Origin of the sequence: Achromobacter insuavis (assembly GCF_902859645.1) — a bacterium.
In the GTDB taxonomy this organism is placed as follows: Bacteria; Pseudomonadota; Gammaproteobacteria; order Burkholderiales; family Burkholderiaceae_B; genus Achromobacter; species Achromobacter insuavis.
The window spans coordinates 1-14,379 of the sequence record NZ_CADIJR010000111.1 but is presented as its reverse complement, the minus strand read 5'-3'; the positions used below and the strand labels follow the sequence as shown (position 1 = coordinate 14,379).

General features: G+C 69.8%; 13 protein-coding genes. 6 read left to right on the top strand and 7 right to left on the bottom strand.

Features of this window, described 5'->3' with window-relative positions; translation table 11 throughout:
* The 3 genes from H0523_RS29645 to H0523_RS29635 form a co-directional block, all read right to left on the bottom strand.
* On the bottom strand, positions 1 to 591 hold a 591-nt coding region (locus tag H0523_RS29645; protein WP_180180246.1), incomplete at its 3' end, for an MFS transporter.
* A gap of 14 nt (positions 592 to 605) precedes the next feature.
* Positions 606 to 2,813: a TonB-dependent receptor gene (locus H0523_RS29640; protein WP_054478431.1), complete on the bottom strand. Its 2,208-nt coding sequence runs from the start codon at positions 2,811 to 2,813 to the stop codon at positions 606 to 608.
* A gap of 140 nt (positions 2,814 to 2,953) precedes the next feature.
* Complete coding sequence (locus tag H0523_RS29635) at positions 2,954 to 3,916, bottom strand: helix-turn-helix transcriptional regulator (protein WP_054434928.1); 963 nt, start codon at positions 3,914 to 3,916, stop codon at positions 2,954 to 2,956.
* A 155-nt stretch (positions 3,917 to 4,071) separates the two neighbouring features.
* Between H0523_RS29635 and H0523_RS29630 the strand changes: the two genes are divergently transcribed.
* Together H0523_RS29630 and H0523_RS29625 are read left to right on the top strand one after the other, a co-directional pair.
* Entirely contained in the window at positions 4,072 to 7,104 is a 3,033-nt protein-coding gene (locus H0523_RS29630; RefSeq protein WP_054434930.1) for a PAS domain S-box protein, read from the top strand.
* Between the two features lie 132 nt (positions 7,105 to 7,236).
* Entirely contained in the window at positions 7,237 to 7,590 is a 354-nt protein-coding gene (locus H0523_RS29625; protein ID WP_054434931.1) for a hypothetical protein, read from the top strand.
* Between the two features lie 148 nt (positions 7,591 to 7,738).
* Here H0523_RS29625 and H0523_RS29620 read toward each other — a convergent pair whose 3' ends face one another.
* Complete coding sequence (locus H0523_RS29620) at positions 7,739 to 9,181, bottom strand: RNA polymerase factor sigma-54 (protein ID WP_054434932.1); 1,443 nt, start codon at positions 9,179 to 9,181, stop codon at positions 7,739 to 7,741.
* A gap of 217 nt (positions 9,182 to 9,398) precedes the next feature.
* On the bottom strand, positions 9,399 to 10,346 hold the full coding sequence (locus tag H0523_RS29615; protein ID WP_156333513.1) for a sigma-54 interaction domain-containing protein: 948 nt from the start codon (positions 10,344 to 10,346) through the stop codon (positions 9,399 to 9,401).
* A gap of 174 nt (positions 10,347 to 10,520) precedes the next feature.
* On the opposite strand from H0523_RS29615, the gene H0523_RS29610 reads away from it, so the two are divergent.
* Positions 10,521 to 11,888 (top strand): sigma-54-dependent transcriptional regulator, encoded by a 1,368-nt coding sequence (locus tag H0523_RS29610; RefSeq protein ID WP_054434936.1) that lies wholly within the window; start codon positions 10,521 to 10,523, stop codon positions 11,886 to 11,888.
* A 20-nt stretch (positions 11,889 to 11,908) separates the two neighbouring features.
* On the opposite strand, the gene H0523_RS29605 is transcribed toward H0523_RS29610, so the two are convergent.
* Positions 11,909 to 12,307, bottom strand: a complete 399-nt coding sequence (locus tag H0523_RS29605; RefSeq protein WP_054434938.1) for a hypothetical protein — start codon at positions 12,305 to 12,307, stop codon at positions 11,909 to 11,911.
* 148 nt (positions 12,308 to 12,455) lie between these two features.
* Here H0523_RS29605 and H0523_RS29600 point away from each other — a divergent pair, with 148 nt between their 5' ends.
* Positions 12,456 to 12,674: a hypothetical protein gene (locus tag H0523_RS29600; protein ID WP_054434940.1), complete on the top strand. Its 219-nt coding sequence runs from the start codon at positions 12,456 to 12,458 to the stop codon at positions 12,672 to 12,674.
* A gap of 9 nt (positions 12,675 to 12,683) precedes the next feature.
* On the opposite strand, the gene H0523_RS29595 is transcribed toward H0523_RS29600, so the two are convergent.
* The gene (locus H0523_RS29595) at positions 12,684 to 12,968 is read right to left on the bottom strand and encodes a DUF378 domain-containing protein (protein WP_054434942.1); all 285 of its coding nucleotides are present in this window, start codon (positions 12,966 to 12,968) and stop codon (positions 12,684 to 12,686) included.
* A 167-nt stretch (positions 12,969 to 13,135) separates the two neighbouring features.
* On the opposite strand from H0523_RS29595, the gene H0523_RS29590 reads away from it, so the two are divergent.
* Together H0523_RS29590 and H0523_RS29585 are read left to right on the top strand one after the other, a co-directional pair.
* Entirely contained in the window at positions 13,136 to 13,720 is a 585-nt protein-coding gene (locus tag H0523_RS29590; RefSeq protein ID WP_054434944.1) for a hypothetical protein, read from the top strand.
* A 51-nt stretch (positions 13,721 to 13,771) separates the two neighbouring features.
* A partial coding sequence (locus tag H0523_RS29585; protein ID WP_180180245.1) for a DUF4142 domain-containing protein occupies positions 13,772 to 14,379 on the top strand: 608 nt, incomplete at its 3' end.

Below are 14,379 nucleotides of genomic sequence, written 5' to 3'. Positions count from 1 at the left end.
CGCGACCGGCGCCGCGGGCGTGGCCGCGCCCGCGGCGGGTTCGGGCAGCAGCGGCGCCAGGCCGGCCAGCAATGCCATCAGCGCGGCGCCGGACAGCAGCGCGTCGCGCCAGCCGAACGTCTCGATCAGGGACAGCCCGGCCGCGCCGCCGAGCGCGTTGCCCACCGACATGCCCCAGCCCATCACGGCCGCGCCACAGGCGCGCTGCGTCGGCCGCAGCGAATCCGCGGCATAGCCCAGGGTGGCGATGCGCTGCGTGGCCGCGAGCGTGGCCAGCGCCAGGCTCGCGGCCAGCAGCGCCGCGACCTGCCGGCCGGGGTCGAGCAAGGCGGCCAATGCCGTGACCGCCGCGGCCAGGCCCTGCATCAGCAGAATCCACGAGCGCCGCCGGCCCAACCGCGTCAGCGGGTAGCGGTCCACCAGCGGCGCCCACAGGAAATTGACCGTGAAGGCAAAGAACACCAGGCCGAACAGCCCGATGACCGGCAACGGCGCGCCCTGCTGGCGCAGCACGGCCGGCACCGCCGCGTACAGGAAGGCAATGGCCAGGTACTGCTGGCAGGACAGCAGGGCGAGGACGGCGTAGCGCATGGCGGGCGGCGCGCTCAGTAGCGCATCGTCACGCCGGCGCCGATCACCCGGCCCTGGCCGATGGTGGTGGCCTCGGCGCCGGGACCGTAGTACAGGCCGATGTACTGGGGGCGCGCGTTCGACAGGTTCTGCCCGAACAGGTACAGGTCGTAGTGCGCGAACTCCAGCCCCAGCTTGGCGTTGACGATGGCGTAGCGGTCCAGATCGAAATGCGCGCCGACGTCCGCCTTGCGCGCGCCGACGAACTGATACTGGGCGGCCGCGAACAGGTTCGGCGCATCGGCGCTGTCCAGTCCCGGCACGCGGCCGCGGTACTGCAGCGTGACCGCCGCGTTCCAGCTTGGCACGCTCGGCACGCGGTTGCCGTCCCTGGCGCCCGACGAGGCGGCGACATCGGCCGAGACATTGCGCAGCACCGCATGGGTGTAGCCGAGGCTGCCCGCCAGCTCGAAGCCGCGGCCGATGGCGTAGCGCGTTTCCAGTTCGGCGCCGTAGCTGCGGGTATCGATGGACTTGGGCACGAAGGTGAACGAGGCCGAATCCATCGCCATCAGGTTCTCGTTCTTGACCGCGTTGTAGAACAGCGCGGCGTTCAGGCCGAGGCGATTGTCCAGCCACTGGTTCTTGCTGCCGACCTCGAAGGTCCAGGAGCTGGCGTCGGCGTAGGGCTGGTCCGGCTTGCCGGACACCGCGTTGTTGGTGAAGTTGGGAAAGCCGCCGCTCTTGGCGCCGCGCGCGGCGCTGGCGTAGATCACGTTGGCCGGCGTCAGGTCGTAGCTGAGCGATACGCGGCCGGTGACCAGGTTGTAGCCCAGGTCATCGGACTGGCCGAAGGCGGCGACGTTGCCGGCAAAGCCATTGTTGCGGTATTGCGCGTCGTAGCGCTTGTTGTCGCGGGTGTAGCGCAGGCCGCCGGTGAGTTTGAGGCGCGGATCGCCGAACAGCGGCGTGGTGGCTTCGCCGAACAGCGCGTAGCTGCGGGTGCGCTGGCGGTTGTCGCGCCAGCCGTTGGTGGCGGGAAAGAACGGCGACTGGTAGTAGCTGCGCAGCCGGTAGTCGTCCTGGTAGTAGTTCAGGCCGGCGACCCACGACACCGGCGCCTGCGGCAGGCTGGCCAGGCGCAATTCCTGGTGGAAGGTGTTCTGGTTTTCGTCGTAGGTGCTGAAGTCGGTGGCCGGCACGAAGGCGCTGGCGGGCAGGCCGAACACCTTGGAAAAGGTCAGGGCCTCGGAGTTGTTGCTGAGCGAGTCGTAGCCGTAGTGGTTGAGCGCGGTGACGGACGTGGCCACCACCTGGGCGAAGCGGCGCTCGGCGGTGAGCGCGATGCCGGCGGTCTTGCGTTCCGTGTGGCCCTCGGGATCCAGCGCCACCACGGGATAGCCGCTGGTGTGGCGCAGCACGAAATTGGATGGGGTGTTGCGGTCGCGCTGGGCATAGGCCGCCAGCGTCAGGGTGGTATCGGCATTGGGGCGCGCCACCAGCGTGCCGCGCACCGATGGGGTGGACACGTCGCCCACCTCGCGCCCGGCCAGGTTGCGCACCTCGCCGTCCTGGCCGCTGTAGCCGATCGCCAGCCGGCCGGACAGCTTGTCGGCCACGATCGGACCCGAGATCGAGGCCCAGCCCCGCCGGTACTGGCGGCTGCCGGCTTCCATGCCGGCCTCCATTTCCAGGGTGTCGGCGGGCTTGCGCGTGATGATGTCGATGGCGCCGGCCTGCGCGTTGCGGCCGAACAGCGTGCCTTGCGGGCCGCGCAGCACCTCGACGCGCTCCACGTCCAGCAATTGCTGGTCGGCGGCGAACAGGGGCTGCGGCACGCCGTCGACATAGGCCACCACCGAGGTGTCGTCGCTGCCCAGGGGTTGCGCCATCGTGCCGATGCCGCGGATCGAGAGATGGGTCGAGCGGCCATCGCCGAGCGCGGAGTAGCCGACGTTGGGCGTCATGCGCAGCACGCTTTCGACGTTGGCGGTGCGCAGGTCCTGCAATTCGCCGCCGTCGAAGACGCTGACGCTGACCGGCACATTGATGAGGTTTTCCAGGCGCTTGCGCGCGGTGACGTAGATGGGCGGCAGTTCGGCGGTGGCCGGCGTGACCGCGACCGGCGCGGAATCGGCGGCTGCGGCCGGGGCGGCGGCGGCCGCGCCCAGCAGCAGGGCCAGCGCGCTGGCAATCGGAGTCAGGGGGGCGATGCGGGGCAAGGGCAGGGGCAGGAAGGGCATTTCACTCTCAGGGTGACGACGTGGGCTGCCGCACGGGCGGCACCTGCGGCAATTCTGTGCCACCAATGAGAATTGATGTCATTCAAGTGCTATGCGCGCGGCCGCCGCTGCTATGCCCGCGGCCAATCGCGGGGGAGGCGCTAGCCGCGCGACGGCGCCGCGCCGAAGCGGCGGCGGTAGGCGGTGGTGAAATTGGTGGGATGCCGGTAGCCGGCATAGAACGCCGCCTGCTTGACGCTCCAGCCTTCGTGCAGCAGCCCGCGGCGGGCGCGTTCCAGGCGCACCTGCCGCAGATATTCAAAGACCGGCGCGCCGACCGCCAGCGGGAATTTCTGCTTGAGGGTGGTGATGCTGACGCCGGCGTCGCGCGCCAGGTCGGCCAGGCGGTGGGGGTGGCCGGGCTCGGCCAGCAGGCGATCGCGCACCCGCAGCATGCGCTGGCGATCCAGGGGATGCAGGCGCGCGTCTTCGGCGGCGGGCGCGTCGTCCAGGCTCTGCAGGCCGCGAGCCAGCATTTCCAGCGCGCAGCTTTCCAGGAACAGGCGCGAGACCGCGCCGCCAGGCCGGGCCGCCAGCATGTCGGCCGCCAGCGCCCGCAGGCGTTCCGGCGCCGGCAGCGGCCGCACCTGGGTGCGGTGCAGGCAGGCCTGCACCTGCTCGGCCAGCGCCGCGTCGCCCAGCGAGTCGGGCGTGACCTGCACCACCAGGCATCGGCTGCGCTGGCCGGCGCGCTGGATTTCGGTCATGCGGGCCGCGTCGCGCACCGCCAGCACCGCGGCATGGGCGGCGCCGCGCTGCGGCCGCGCGGCCGGGCCGTGACGCCAGTCGAGCGCGGGGCCGTCCAGCATCGCGTAGACCGTGAGCGAGCGGTTCAGATCGGCGCTGCGCACGTGGTTGCGGGTCGCGAGCAGGTCACTGGCGCACAGGCGCAGGCCGCTGGCGGTGGTCGCCATCTGGATGCGGCCCTGGGCCACGACGCGCTGTTCCGCGGGCGTGTCCGGGCGATGCGCGGCCTCGACGCGGCCGTCATAGCCCCAGTCTGACGCGATGTCTCCGAAGCGGCGTTCGGTGCAAGGGGTGGCGGGGCGAGAGGCGTGATGCATGGGATAACCGCTGGCGCCAGCGGTCCTTTTATGAATAGGAATCAATCGCAATATAGTGTCATCCGGAATTGGCGGCAAGGCGTAATGTCGCGTTACCGAGGGTTTCGGCTGGCGCCGGTTGCCCGCAATACAGTGGTACTCCTTCCGGAGATTCCATGCTGACCCAGCGAGACCGCGTATCCCATCCCTGGACCGACACGCTGGCGCGACTCGAAGACGAGCGCGTCATGCTGCAGCGGATTGCCGCGGGCATGCCGTTGGCCGAGGTGCTGGGGCACATGCTGCACGCCATCGAGGCGCAATCGAGTGTCGAGCTGCGCGCGTCGATCGCGCTGGTCGATGAGTCCGGCCGCTTCCTGCGGCACGGCGCGGCGCCCAGCCTGCCGGCTGGGTTCAATGCCGCCGTCGACCATGCGCCGATCGGGCCCCAAATGGCGTCCTGGGGCACGGCCGCGTACTCCGGTTGCCCGGTGTACGTCGAGGACATTGCCAGCCATCCGGCCTGGGAGCCCTGGCGCGCGCAGGCGTTGGCGCAGGGCTTGAGGGCCTGCTGGTCCACGCCCATCAAGGCGCCCGACGGGCGTCTGCTGGGGGTGTTCTCGAACTACTACCTGTCGCCTCGGGGGCCATCGGCCGACGATATCGACGCGATCGCGGTGGTGACGCGCAGCGCCGCCCTGGCCATCGAGCGGCACTTGACCGAGACCGCGTTGCGCCGCAGCGGCGAACGTTGGCGCGCCATGTTCGAGGGCATGCAGGAGGCGTTCTTCCTGAGCGAAGCGCTGCGCGACGCCGATGGCCGCATCGTCGACTTTCGCTTCATCGAGGTCAACCCGGCGTTCGAGCGGCAGAGCGGCATGAAAGAAGGCGATACGCTGGGCCACACGCTGCGCGAGATGGTGCCCGGCGTGCCCGACCAGATCCTGGACACCTTCGCCCGCGTGGTCGAGACGGGCGAGCCGGCGCAGTTCGAATTCGCGGTGCCGGCGCCCCGGCAGGCGTGGTACGAGGCGCGCGCGCGGCGGGAAGGCGACAACCAGATGATGGCGCTGTTCCTGGACGTCACCGCGCGCAAGATCGCCGAAGCGGAGTTGTGGGAAGGCCAGTATCGCAAGACGTTCGTGCTGGGGCTGGGCGACCGCATGCGCGAGTTGCAGCAACAGGCGGCGATCGAGCAATTGGCGTGCGAAAGCCTGGGCCAGCACCTGGCGTTGGCACTGGTGGCGGTGGTGGACTGGCGCGCCGAGGATGCCGGCGCGGTCGTGTCGACCTGTTGGCGGCCGCAGCCGGACAACGGCGCCGCGGCCGGGGCCGACCTGGAGCCGGAATTGCTCGCCCAGGCGTTTGAGGCATTGTCCTGCGGCCGCACCGCCTTCCTGGAACCATTGTTGGCGCAGGCCAACGGCACCATCCTGCCGTCCGCGATTGTTGTGCCGATGGCGCGGTGGGGCCGCCAGGGCGGTGCGCTGGTGGTGCGGCCGGCGCCCGGATCCCGGCTCAAGCGCGGCGATGTGGCCTGCATCGAGGAACTGGCCGAGCGCTTGTGCGGCGCGGTCGAGCGCTCGCAATATGCGCGCATGCTGGAACAACGGGTCGAGCACGCGATCGCCGAACGCGATCGCATCTGGCGCCTGTCGCCCGAGTTGCTGGCGGTGATCGACGCGCAGGGGCGCTATGCGAGCGTCAACCCCGCGGTACGGAAGATCCTGGGCTGGACCCAGGAGCAGTTCCTGGCCCTGGGACTACGCCAGCAGATCCATCCGGATGACTACGAAGCCACCCGCCAAGCGCTGGCGCAGGCGCGGCAGGCCGAGGCGACGCAGGGCGTGCGGCACCTGGAAAACCGCGTCCTCAAGCGCGATGGCAGCTACGCCTGGATCACCTGGAGCATGTCGTGGGCGCAGGACAGCCTGTATATGGCTGGCCGCGACGATACCGGCTTGAAGACCCAGGCCGAGATGCTGCTGGAAACGGAGAACGCGTTGCGCCAGGCGCAGAAGATGGAAGCGGTGGGCCGGCTCACGGGCGGCATCGCGCATGACTTCAACAACATGCTGCAGGGGATCACCGGGGCGCTTTACCTGATCCAGCGCAAGCTGGCCGCGGGGGTGCCGGAACAGGCCGTGCGCTTTGTCAGCGTGGCCATGGACTCGGCCAACCGCGCGGCCCATCTGACGCAGCGCCTGCTGACGTTTTCGCGGCGCCAGCCGATCGACCCGCAGCCCTTTGCGGTGGCGTCCACCTTGCAGTCGATGGCCGACCTGTTCCACCGTTATACCGGCGAAGGCGTGTCGCTGGTCTTCGATCTGCAGGCGGAACTGTGGCCGGTGCGCTGCGACCGAAACCAGTTCGAGAACGCGTTGCTGAACCTGGTGATCAATGCCTGCGACGCCATGCCGGACGGCGGCGTCTTGACGGTGTCCGCGCTCAACACGCGCCTGGACGCGGCGTTCCTGCGCCCGTATGGCGGGGTGCAGGCGGGCGCGTTCGTCGAAGTGCGGGTGCAGGACGTGGGTTGCGGCATGACGCCCGACGTGCTGGCCCATGCCTTCGATCCGTTCTTCACCACCAAACCGCTGGGCGAGGGCACCGGGCTCGGGTTGTCGATGATCTACGGCTTTGCCAAGCAGGCGGGCGGCGTGGTGACCCTGGACAGCGAGGTGGGAGCGGGCACATCGGTGAGCATTTTCCTGCCGCGGTACGACGGCGCGGCCGTGCCGGCGGCGGCGGCGCTGCCGACGACCGGGCCGCTGGCCGGCTCGGCGCGTCCCGCGCTGGTGCTGTTGGTGGAGGACGACGCCAACGTGCGGGAAATGGTGCATGAAAGCCTGGCCGAGCTGGGCCTGAGGGTGCTGACGGCGCAAGACGGGGACAGCGGCCTCGAACAATTGCGGGCCCATGCCGATATCGACCTGCTGGTGACCGACGTCGGCCTGCCCGGCCTGAATGGCCGCCAGTTGGCCGACGCGGCGCGTGCCGCGCATCCCGGCCTGAAGGTGTTGCTGATGACCGGCTACGCCGAGAGCGCGGCGCGCGGGTCGGGCTTTCTCGACAGTGGGATGGAGCTGATCGTCAAGCCCTTCGCCCTGGACGCCCTGGCCATGCGGGTGCGGCGGATGCTGGAAACGGGCGCCGCCGCGCCCGCTGCCCTGTCCGAAGCGGGGGGCGGGAGGTCGCCGCGCCGGTGACGGCGGGCGCGCACGAACGGGTTGCAAAGACCGGTAAATATTGCCGGCGCGGGGAGGGGGGCCGCCGGGCAAGCGGTGCGGGCATGGGGGTTGCTGTAGAGCAGGAACAACTGGAACAAAGGAGTGAACCCCATGAAAATCCGTGCGTTGACCTATGCCATCGTAGTGGCTGCCAGCCTGGGCGCCTCCGGCGCCGTCCTGGCCCAGTCGGCCAGTCCCACTACGCCTTCCTCCACGCCGAACGAAGGCACCGCGGTGCCGCCCAACCGGCCGGTGCCTCCGGGCCAGATGGCGCCCGCGCCGAACGCGGCGCCCAATACCCAGAGCATGCCGCCGAACGTCGACAAGCATGGCTCGTCGTCCTCGACCAAGCGCAGCGGCGAGATGCCCAACCGTTCCCGCGAGGCCAATGACAACGTGCCGCGCACGCCTGCCGGCGGCGCCGCGCCGCCTCCGGGCTACCCGAACACGGGCGGCAGCAAGTAACGCGGACCTGGCGCCGCGCGCGCCTGGCGCGCGCGGCGCACGTTCGCGACGGCAAGCCATCGTCCCGGACGGCGCGGTACATCGCGCATGAGGCGTATCGCCACGCCCCATGCGCGGTTTTTCGTGGCGCTGGGGAAAAATGGCTATGTCAATGCGCGCGCCGCAACTCGGCGGGGGGCAGGCGCAACTGGCCGCGATACTTGGACACGGTGCGCCGCGCGAGCACGATGCCGTTGGTGGCCAACTGCTGGGCCAGCGCAACATCGGACAGCGGCATGGCCGGATCCTCGGCCTCGATCAGTTCCTTGATCAGCGCGCGCACCGCGGCGGCCGAACAGGTGCCGCCGGAATCCGTGGGCAACTCGCGCGAGAAGAAATGGCGGAACTCGAATACGCCGCGCGGCGTGACCATGTATTTGCCGACGGTCGCGCGCGACACGGTCGATTCGTGCATGTCCAGGTCGTCGGCCACTTCCTTGAGCATCAAGGGGCGCAGCGCGACCTCGCCGTATTCGAAAAAGGTCTGCTGGCGCTTGACGATCGCCTCGGCCACGCGCTGGATGGTGGTGTAGCGCTGTTCGACATTGCGCACCAGCCAGCGCGCTTCCTGCAATTCCTGCGCCATGGGGCTGCGGTCGTCGAGCCGCGCGCGCCGGAACAGTTCGGCATAGACGTGATGCAGGCGGGCCTGCGGCATGGCGCCGCGATTGGGCAAGACGCGCCAGCGCGAACGCCACTTGTCGACGAACACGTCAGGCACCACGTACGCCGGCGCCTGGTCGTCGTAGCGGCGGCCGGGTTTGGGGTCGAGCGCGCGGATCAGCGCGCAGGCATCGCGCAGGGCGTCTTCGGAGCAGTTCAGCGCGCGCCGCAGGCCGGCGGCATCGTTCTTGGCCAGCCGGTCGATCTGCTCGCGCACGATGCGCAGCGCCAGCGCCCGCAGCGATGCCTCCAGGCCGGGGGCGGCCTCCAACTGCAGCGTCAGGCATTCCTGCAGGTCGCGCGCGCCCAGGCCCGGCGCATCCAGTTGCTGCACCAGGCGCAGCGCCGCCAGCCATTCGCTTTCCTCGGGCGGCGGGGTGAAGTCCGGGCTGAGCGCGCCGCAAAGGCCGGCCAGCGGGGTGCGCAGATAGCCGTCCTCGTCGAGCGCGTCGATGATGAATTCGGCCAATAGCCGGTCGCGCGGCCCAAGCCGGTAGTTGCCCAGATCGCGCGACAGCTTTTCTCGCATGGATACCGGCGCGCTGGCCCATTGGCTCAAATCGTGGTCTTCGCCATCGCCGCGGTGGGATGCGGGATAGTCGCCGGAGTACTCGGACGCCGTTGCCGGCGACTCGGGCGGCGCATCTTCGCCCTGGCCGGGGACAGGCTCCTCGGTGACGCCGGGGGCGGACGGCGAGGCCTGCGCGGCGTCACGGCCGGCGGGGGCCGGGTCCGGCGCTTGCTCTTCCGCTTCCTCGAGAAAGGGGTTGGTGGCCAGCGCCAGCTCGACCGCCGTGGTGAATTCCAGCGCCGACATCTGGAGCAGTTTGACCGACTGCTGCAGCCGGGGGGCCAGGGTCATCTGCTGGCGCAGCCGCAATTCTTGCATCGGGTGTCCCAAGGGGCTCTCCTGCAGCGGCCGCCGGAACGGCGGCACATCCTTGGATTCATGCAAGAACCATGCCAACCCCTGCGCGTGGCGGCGGGACCGGCGCCACGGCGGGCGCCTGCCTGACGGGATTACAAGCAGACGGTAAATATTGCGCGCGGCCGGCGCCGGGGGCGCTCGGGCAAGGGGGCTTGCGCGCCCGGCAGCGAGGCGGGTTTCAGGGCCGCGAGGGGGCGCCGGGGTCCTTCTCGTAGACGTCCAGACGGTTGTAGAGCGTCTTCAGGCTGACGCCGAGGGTCTCCGCCGCCAGCCGCTTGTCGCCGCCGTGATGGGCCAGGGTGGCCAGGATGAAGTCGCGCTGCGCATTGCCGAGCGCCGTGCCCACCGGGAAGTTCAGGCTGCCATCCTTGAATTCGGCGTGCGGCGCGGCGCGCGGGCGCGGCAATTCGGTGTCCAGTTCATCGTCGCCGAGAATGTAGGCGCGTTGCACCGCATTACGCAGCTCGCGCACATTGCCGGGCCAGTCGTGGCGGCCGATGGCCTGCAGCATGCGCGTCGAGAAGGTCTTGCGGGTGCCGTGCTGCCGGTTCAGTTGGTCCAGGAACTGCCGCGCCAGGATCGCCGCATCGCCGTCGCGCTCGCGCAGCGGCGGCACGCGCAGCGGAATCACCAGCAGGCGGTGGAGAAAGTCCTGCCGCAATCGGCCGTCGGCCACCGAGGCGGCCGGGTCGCGGTTGCTGGCGCACAGGATGCGCGCGCTGGCCCGCAGCAGATCGGTACCGCCGACCCGCTGGTAGGTGCCGGTCTCCAGCACCCGCAGGAAATGCACCTGCATGTCGGGCGGCATTTCGGTGACCTCGTCCAGGAACAGCGTGCCGCCGCTGGCCGATTCGAAGTACCCCGCGTTCTGAGCCACCGCGCCGGTGAAACTGCCCTTTTCGTGACCAAATAATTCGGCGTGCGCGAGCGAGCCGCTGATGGCGCCGCAATTGACCGCCACAAAGGGCTGTCCACGGCGAGCGCTGGCCTCGTGGATGGCGCGCGCCACCACTTCCTTGCCTGCGCCGCTTTCTCCCACGATGAAGACGCTGGCGTCGGTTTCGGCCGCCAGGCGCACCTGGGTGGCCAGCTTCTGCATGATGGGGGACAAGCCGGTGACATTCATATGCGGCCATGGTAGAGGTCGGACGCCTGCCTGGATGCGACCAGTTGCAAGTAATCGAAAATGTTGGTGGATCACATCGAATATTTGCGCCAAACCGGGCCGGCTTGGCTATGCTCGACAGTGGTCGCACAGGCAGCGGGCGCCGTTGCCCGCGTCGTGGCTCCAGGAGACGCAATGCCCCATCTGCTGATCGTCGACGATGACGATGCCATCCGTGAAACCCTGGCCGAATTGGGCCGTGATAGCGGGTTCACGGTGGCGCTGGCTGCCAGCGTGAAAGACGCGCTGATCCAGCTCGAGCGGCAGGCGCCCGATCTGGTGCTGACCGATGTGAGGCTGCCCGAGGGCAGCGGCATGGACATTTTCAAGAACGTCGCGGCGGCCAGCGCCGAAGTGGTGGTGATGACGGGCCATGGCACCGTGGACAACGCGGTCCAGGCCCTGCGCCTGGGCGCCACCGATTACCTGGTCAAGCCGATCTGCATGGATCGCCTGAATGGCATCCTGGCGCGCATCATGCTCAATGCCGGCGGCGAATTGCCGGGCGTGCCGTTCGAAGCGCCGGGGCGCTTCGGCAAGATGTATGGCAGTTCGGCCGTGATGCGCGAACTGTACCGCCAGATCGGCCGGGTCGCGCCCACCGGCGTCACGGTGCTGCTGGTCGGTGAAAGCGGCACCGGCAAGGAGTTGGCCGCCCATGCCATCCACGAATTGAGTTCGCGCCGCCAGCGGCCCTTCATCGCGGTCAACTGCGGCGCGATTTCGCCCCACCTGATAGAAAGCGAGATGTTCGGTCACGAGCGCGGCAGCTTCACCGGCGCGGACCGCCAGCACAAAGGCTATTTCGAGCGCGCCGATGGCGGCACGCTGTTCCTGGACGAGGTCACCGAAATGCCGCTCGACCTGCAGGTGAAATTGCTGCGGGTGCTCGAGACCGGCCAGTTCATGCGGGTCGGCACCAATCGCGAGATCGGCTGCGACATCCGCATCGTCGCCGCCACCAACCGCAATCCGGAGCAGGCAGTGCAGGAAGGCAAGCTGCGCGAAGACCTGTACTACCGGCTGAACGTGTTCCCGCTGGAACTGCCGCCGCTGCGCGAACGCGGCGAGGACATCCTTTTCCTGGCCGAACGTTTCCTGCTGGCGCAGAACGAAGAGACCGGCCGCGCCAAGGTGTTTTCGACGCGCGCGGCGGCGGCCTTGTCACAATACGAATGGCCCGGCAACGTGCGCGAGTTGAAGAATTTCGTGCGTCGCGCCTTCATCATGGCCGAGGGCGACGAACTGGATACCGATCTGCTCGCACCCCAGGTGTCGCCCAGCGGCGACCTGGCGGGCGGGCAGGTCAGCGTGCCGGTCGGCGAGACCTTGGCCGAGGCCGACCGCCGCCTGATCCTGGCCACGCTGGAACGCTGCAAGGGTGTCAAGAAGCAGGCCGCGGCGGTGCTGGGCATCAGCCCCAAGACGCTCTACAACCGGCTCGAGGAGTATGCCGCGGCGGGCTATGCGCTGCCCGGAGAGGGATCGCCAGGCAGCGAGTGACGCGCCGCGCCGGCGCGGCGTCACTTGCCGTAGCGCGTTTTCAGGTCCGCCATGCAGGTGTCCTTGGCGTTGCCGGACAGCGCGTCGCATTTCTCCTTGCCCACCTTGTAGTCGGCATCGTTGCGCGTCTTGGCGGCGTCATGGTTGGCTTCGGCCTTTTCCTTGCCGGCCTTGGCATCTGCGCGGGCCTTGTCGCGGGTGGCTTCGGCCTGTTGTTGGCAGACGTCCTTCTGGTTGCCCTTCATCCCGTCGCATTGCTTTTTGTCCATTTTGTATTGGTTGTCGATCTGTTCGTTACTGCGCACTGGCGTCGAAGCGCCCGCCGCGGTCTGCGCGAAAACAGGCGCGGCCAACGCGGACAGGCACAGAGCGGCGGCGGGGACAAGCGTCAGGGACAGGCGGATCTTGGACAGATTCATGGATGACTCCTTGGAGTGGCGGTGGCCGGGGGATGGCCGCCAGCCGTCCTCCGAGCAAGTGGCGTGCCCGTCGCGGCTCGGGCACGCGGGTTGCGTCAGCCCGGGGCGAGGGCGCCGGCCTCCCGGCGCCGCGCTTCAGGAGACCGATATGAGCAAGCCCGACAACGGCAAGACCGGCAAGGCCAACACCGCGCAAAGCGATACCGACGCGGCGCATCGCAGCGGCCAGTTCGGCGCCGACGAACCCGGCCGCGAGGCGGCGCCGAAGCCCGAGCGCGGCGCCGACAAGCGTCCGCATCCCAACGGACCGGAATACGAGGAAGGCGGGCAGTATCCCGGCACCCGCAAGCCCGGCGCGCAGCGCTGAGGCGCGGGGTCAGCGCTCCTCGGCGGCCAGCCGGAACAGCAGCACCACGCAGTGCAGCGCGGCCAGCCCCACCAGGCCATAGGCGACGCGGCCGGCCATCGGCCACGGCAGCAGGCGCGCGAAGGCATCGAGATTGACCGCCGCGATCAGCCCGCTATTCAGGCCGCCGGCCACCAGGACGACCAGCGCCACCCAATCCATCGGCCGCAGGCCGGTCGCGCCGTCCGTCTGCCGCAGCGTGACGTCGCCGTCCGCGGCCAAGGCAAGCTCGTCATCGTCGCCATAGCTGTGCATGCGTCCCTCTCGTGCCGGTGGCCGTGGCATGCGCCGCCGGCGATGTTGCCGCGCGTCGCGGCGTCAGGCGGCGTGCTCAGCAAATGGCGTGCCGCGCGCGCGGGCGGGCATGGCAGTTGCTGCCCGCAGGTATGGCCGATGGCGGGCCAAGCTGATAGGAGATTGCCATGTCCCTGATCGTTGCCGCACGCTTCCAGACGTTCGACGAAGCCAGCGAGGCCGCGCGGCGCCTGCGCCTCGAAGGATTCCCCGAAGACGACTTCCATACCTTCTACATCAACACCGCCGGCGAGCATGCGCGCTATCCGCTGGGCGGCGACAGGGCCGCGGACCCGGATGCGCGCGGCGCTCACCTGGGCGCGCTGGCGGGCGCTTCGGCGCTGGGCCTGCTGTTCGCCCTGGCGGGCGGCCTGGCCGCGGTCTGGTCGGGCGCGGCGACGCTGGTGGTGGTGGCGGCGGCCGGCGCCGGCGCCTATCTCGGGGCCTTGGGCGGCGCGTTGTGGGTGACCGGCAAAAGCCGGCGCCGCACCGCCGTGACGACGCCGCAGGGGCATCCCACGGTGCGGCAGGCCGGGGTCATGCTGGCGTTGCCGGTGGCGCCGGAGCGCGAGCAGGCGGCGCGGCGCGTTCTGCGCGAGGCAGGCGGCCATGACATCGAACGCGCCCACGGGCGCTGGCTGGAGGGCAAGTGGGAAGACTTCGACCCGCTCGAGCCGCCGCGCCACGTCGAAGCGCCCACCGTCACGCAATGAGCCGCCGCGCCGGGCCGGGCGACAGGCTCCGGGCGTGGCAAGGAGACGGAAATGAAACCGAGAATCCTGCTGCAAGCCGCGTTGGCGGCATGTCTGTTCGTTCTGCTGGCCGCGCCGCTGGCGGCCCGCGCCGCGCCGTTGACGCCGGCCGACAGCCATTTCCTGCAGGCGGCCGCGGCGGCCGGCGCGTTGCAGATGCAGGCGGCCCGGTTGGCCGGCGAGCGCGCCTCCAGCACCGAGGTGCGCGCCTTCGCGGACAAGATGCAGACGCGTTATCAGGCCTTGGATGCCGACCTGCGGCAACTGGCCCGCGACAAGCAGCTGACACTGCCGGCCAAGGCCGAACCGTCCGACCAGCGCGCGCTGCAGGCGTTGGCCGACAAGCGCGGCGCGGCGTTCGACGCGCTTTATGTCGATCAGGTGGCGCTGCAGGCGCACGAGAAGGCGGAGCGGCTGTACCGCACTGCGGCTGGCCGGCAAGGGGGCGACGCGCAGGTGCGAGAGTTCGCCGTCCGCAACCAATCGGTGCCGGCCGACTTCCTGACGTTGGCGCGCGCGCTCAAACGAGATCCGGCGACGGACGCCGGGCAGGGCGGGCCGCCCGCCGGCCGCGGCGAACCCGCGCCGGTGTCGCCGGCCGAGCGCACCGCGCCGGCCTC

What these genes read in the sequence shown, in the direction of transcription:
- H0523_RS29630 (WP_054434930.1), top strand. Translation starts at nt 4,072, where the DNA reads ATGCTGACCCAGCGAGACCGCGTATCCCATCCCTGGACCGACACGCTG.
- H0523_RS29610 (WP_054434936.1), top strand. Translation starts at nt 10,521, where the DNA reads ATGCCCCATCTGCTGATCGTCGACGATGACGATGCCATCCGTGAAACC.
- H0523_RS29620 (WP_054434932.1), bottom strand. Translation starts at nt 9,181, where the DNA reads ATGCAAGAATTGCGGCTGCGCCAGCAGATGACCCTGGCCCCCCGGCTG.
- H0523_RS29595 (WP_054434942.1), bottom strand. Translation starts at nt 12,968, where the DNA reads ATGCACAGCTATGGCGACGATGACGAGCTTGCCTTGGCCGCGGACGGC.
- H0523_RS29625 (WP_054434931.1), top strand. Translation starts at nt 7,237, where the DNA reads ATGAAAATCCGTGCGTTGACCTATGCCATCGTAGTGGCTGCCAGCCTG.
- H0523_RS29635 (WP_054434928.1), bottom strand. Translation starts at nt 3,916, where the DNA reads ATGCATCACGCCTCTCGCCCCGCCACCCCTTGCACCGAACGCCGCTTC.
- H0523_RS29600 (WP_054434940.1), top strand. Translation starts at nt 12,456, where the DNA reads ATGAGCAAGCCCGACAACGGCAAGACCGGCAAGGCCAACACCGCGCAA.
- H0523_RS29640 (WP_054478431.1), bottom strand. Translation starts at nt 2,813, where the DNA reads ATGCCCTTCCTGCCCCTGCCCTTGCCCCGCATCGCCCCCCTGACTCCG.
- H0523_RS29590 (WP_054434944.1), top strand. Translation starts at nt 13,136, where the DNA reads ATGTCCCTGATCGTTGCCGCACGCTTCCAGACGTTCGACGAAGCCAGC.
- H0523_RS29605 (WP_054434938.1), bottom strand. Translation starts at nt 12,307, where the DNA reads ATGAATCTGTCCAAGATCCGCCTGTCCCTGACGCTTGTCCCCGCCGCC.
- H0523_RS29615 (WP_156333513.1), bottom strand. Translation starts at nt 10,346, where the DNA reads ATGAATGTCACCGGCTTGTCCCCCATCATGCAGAAGCTGGCCACCCAG.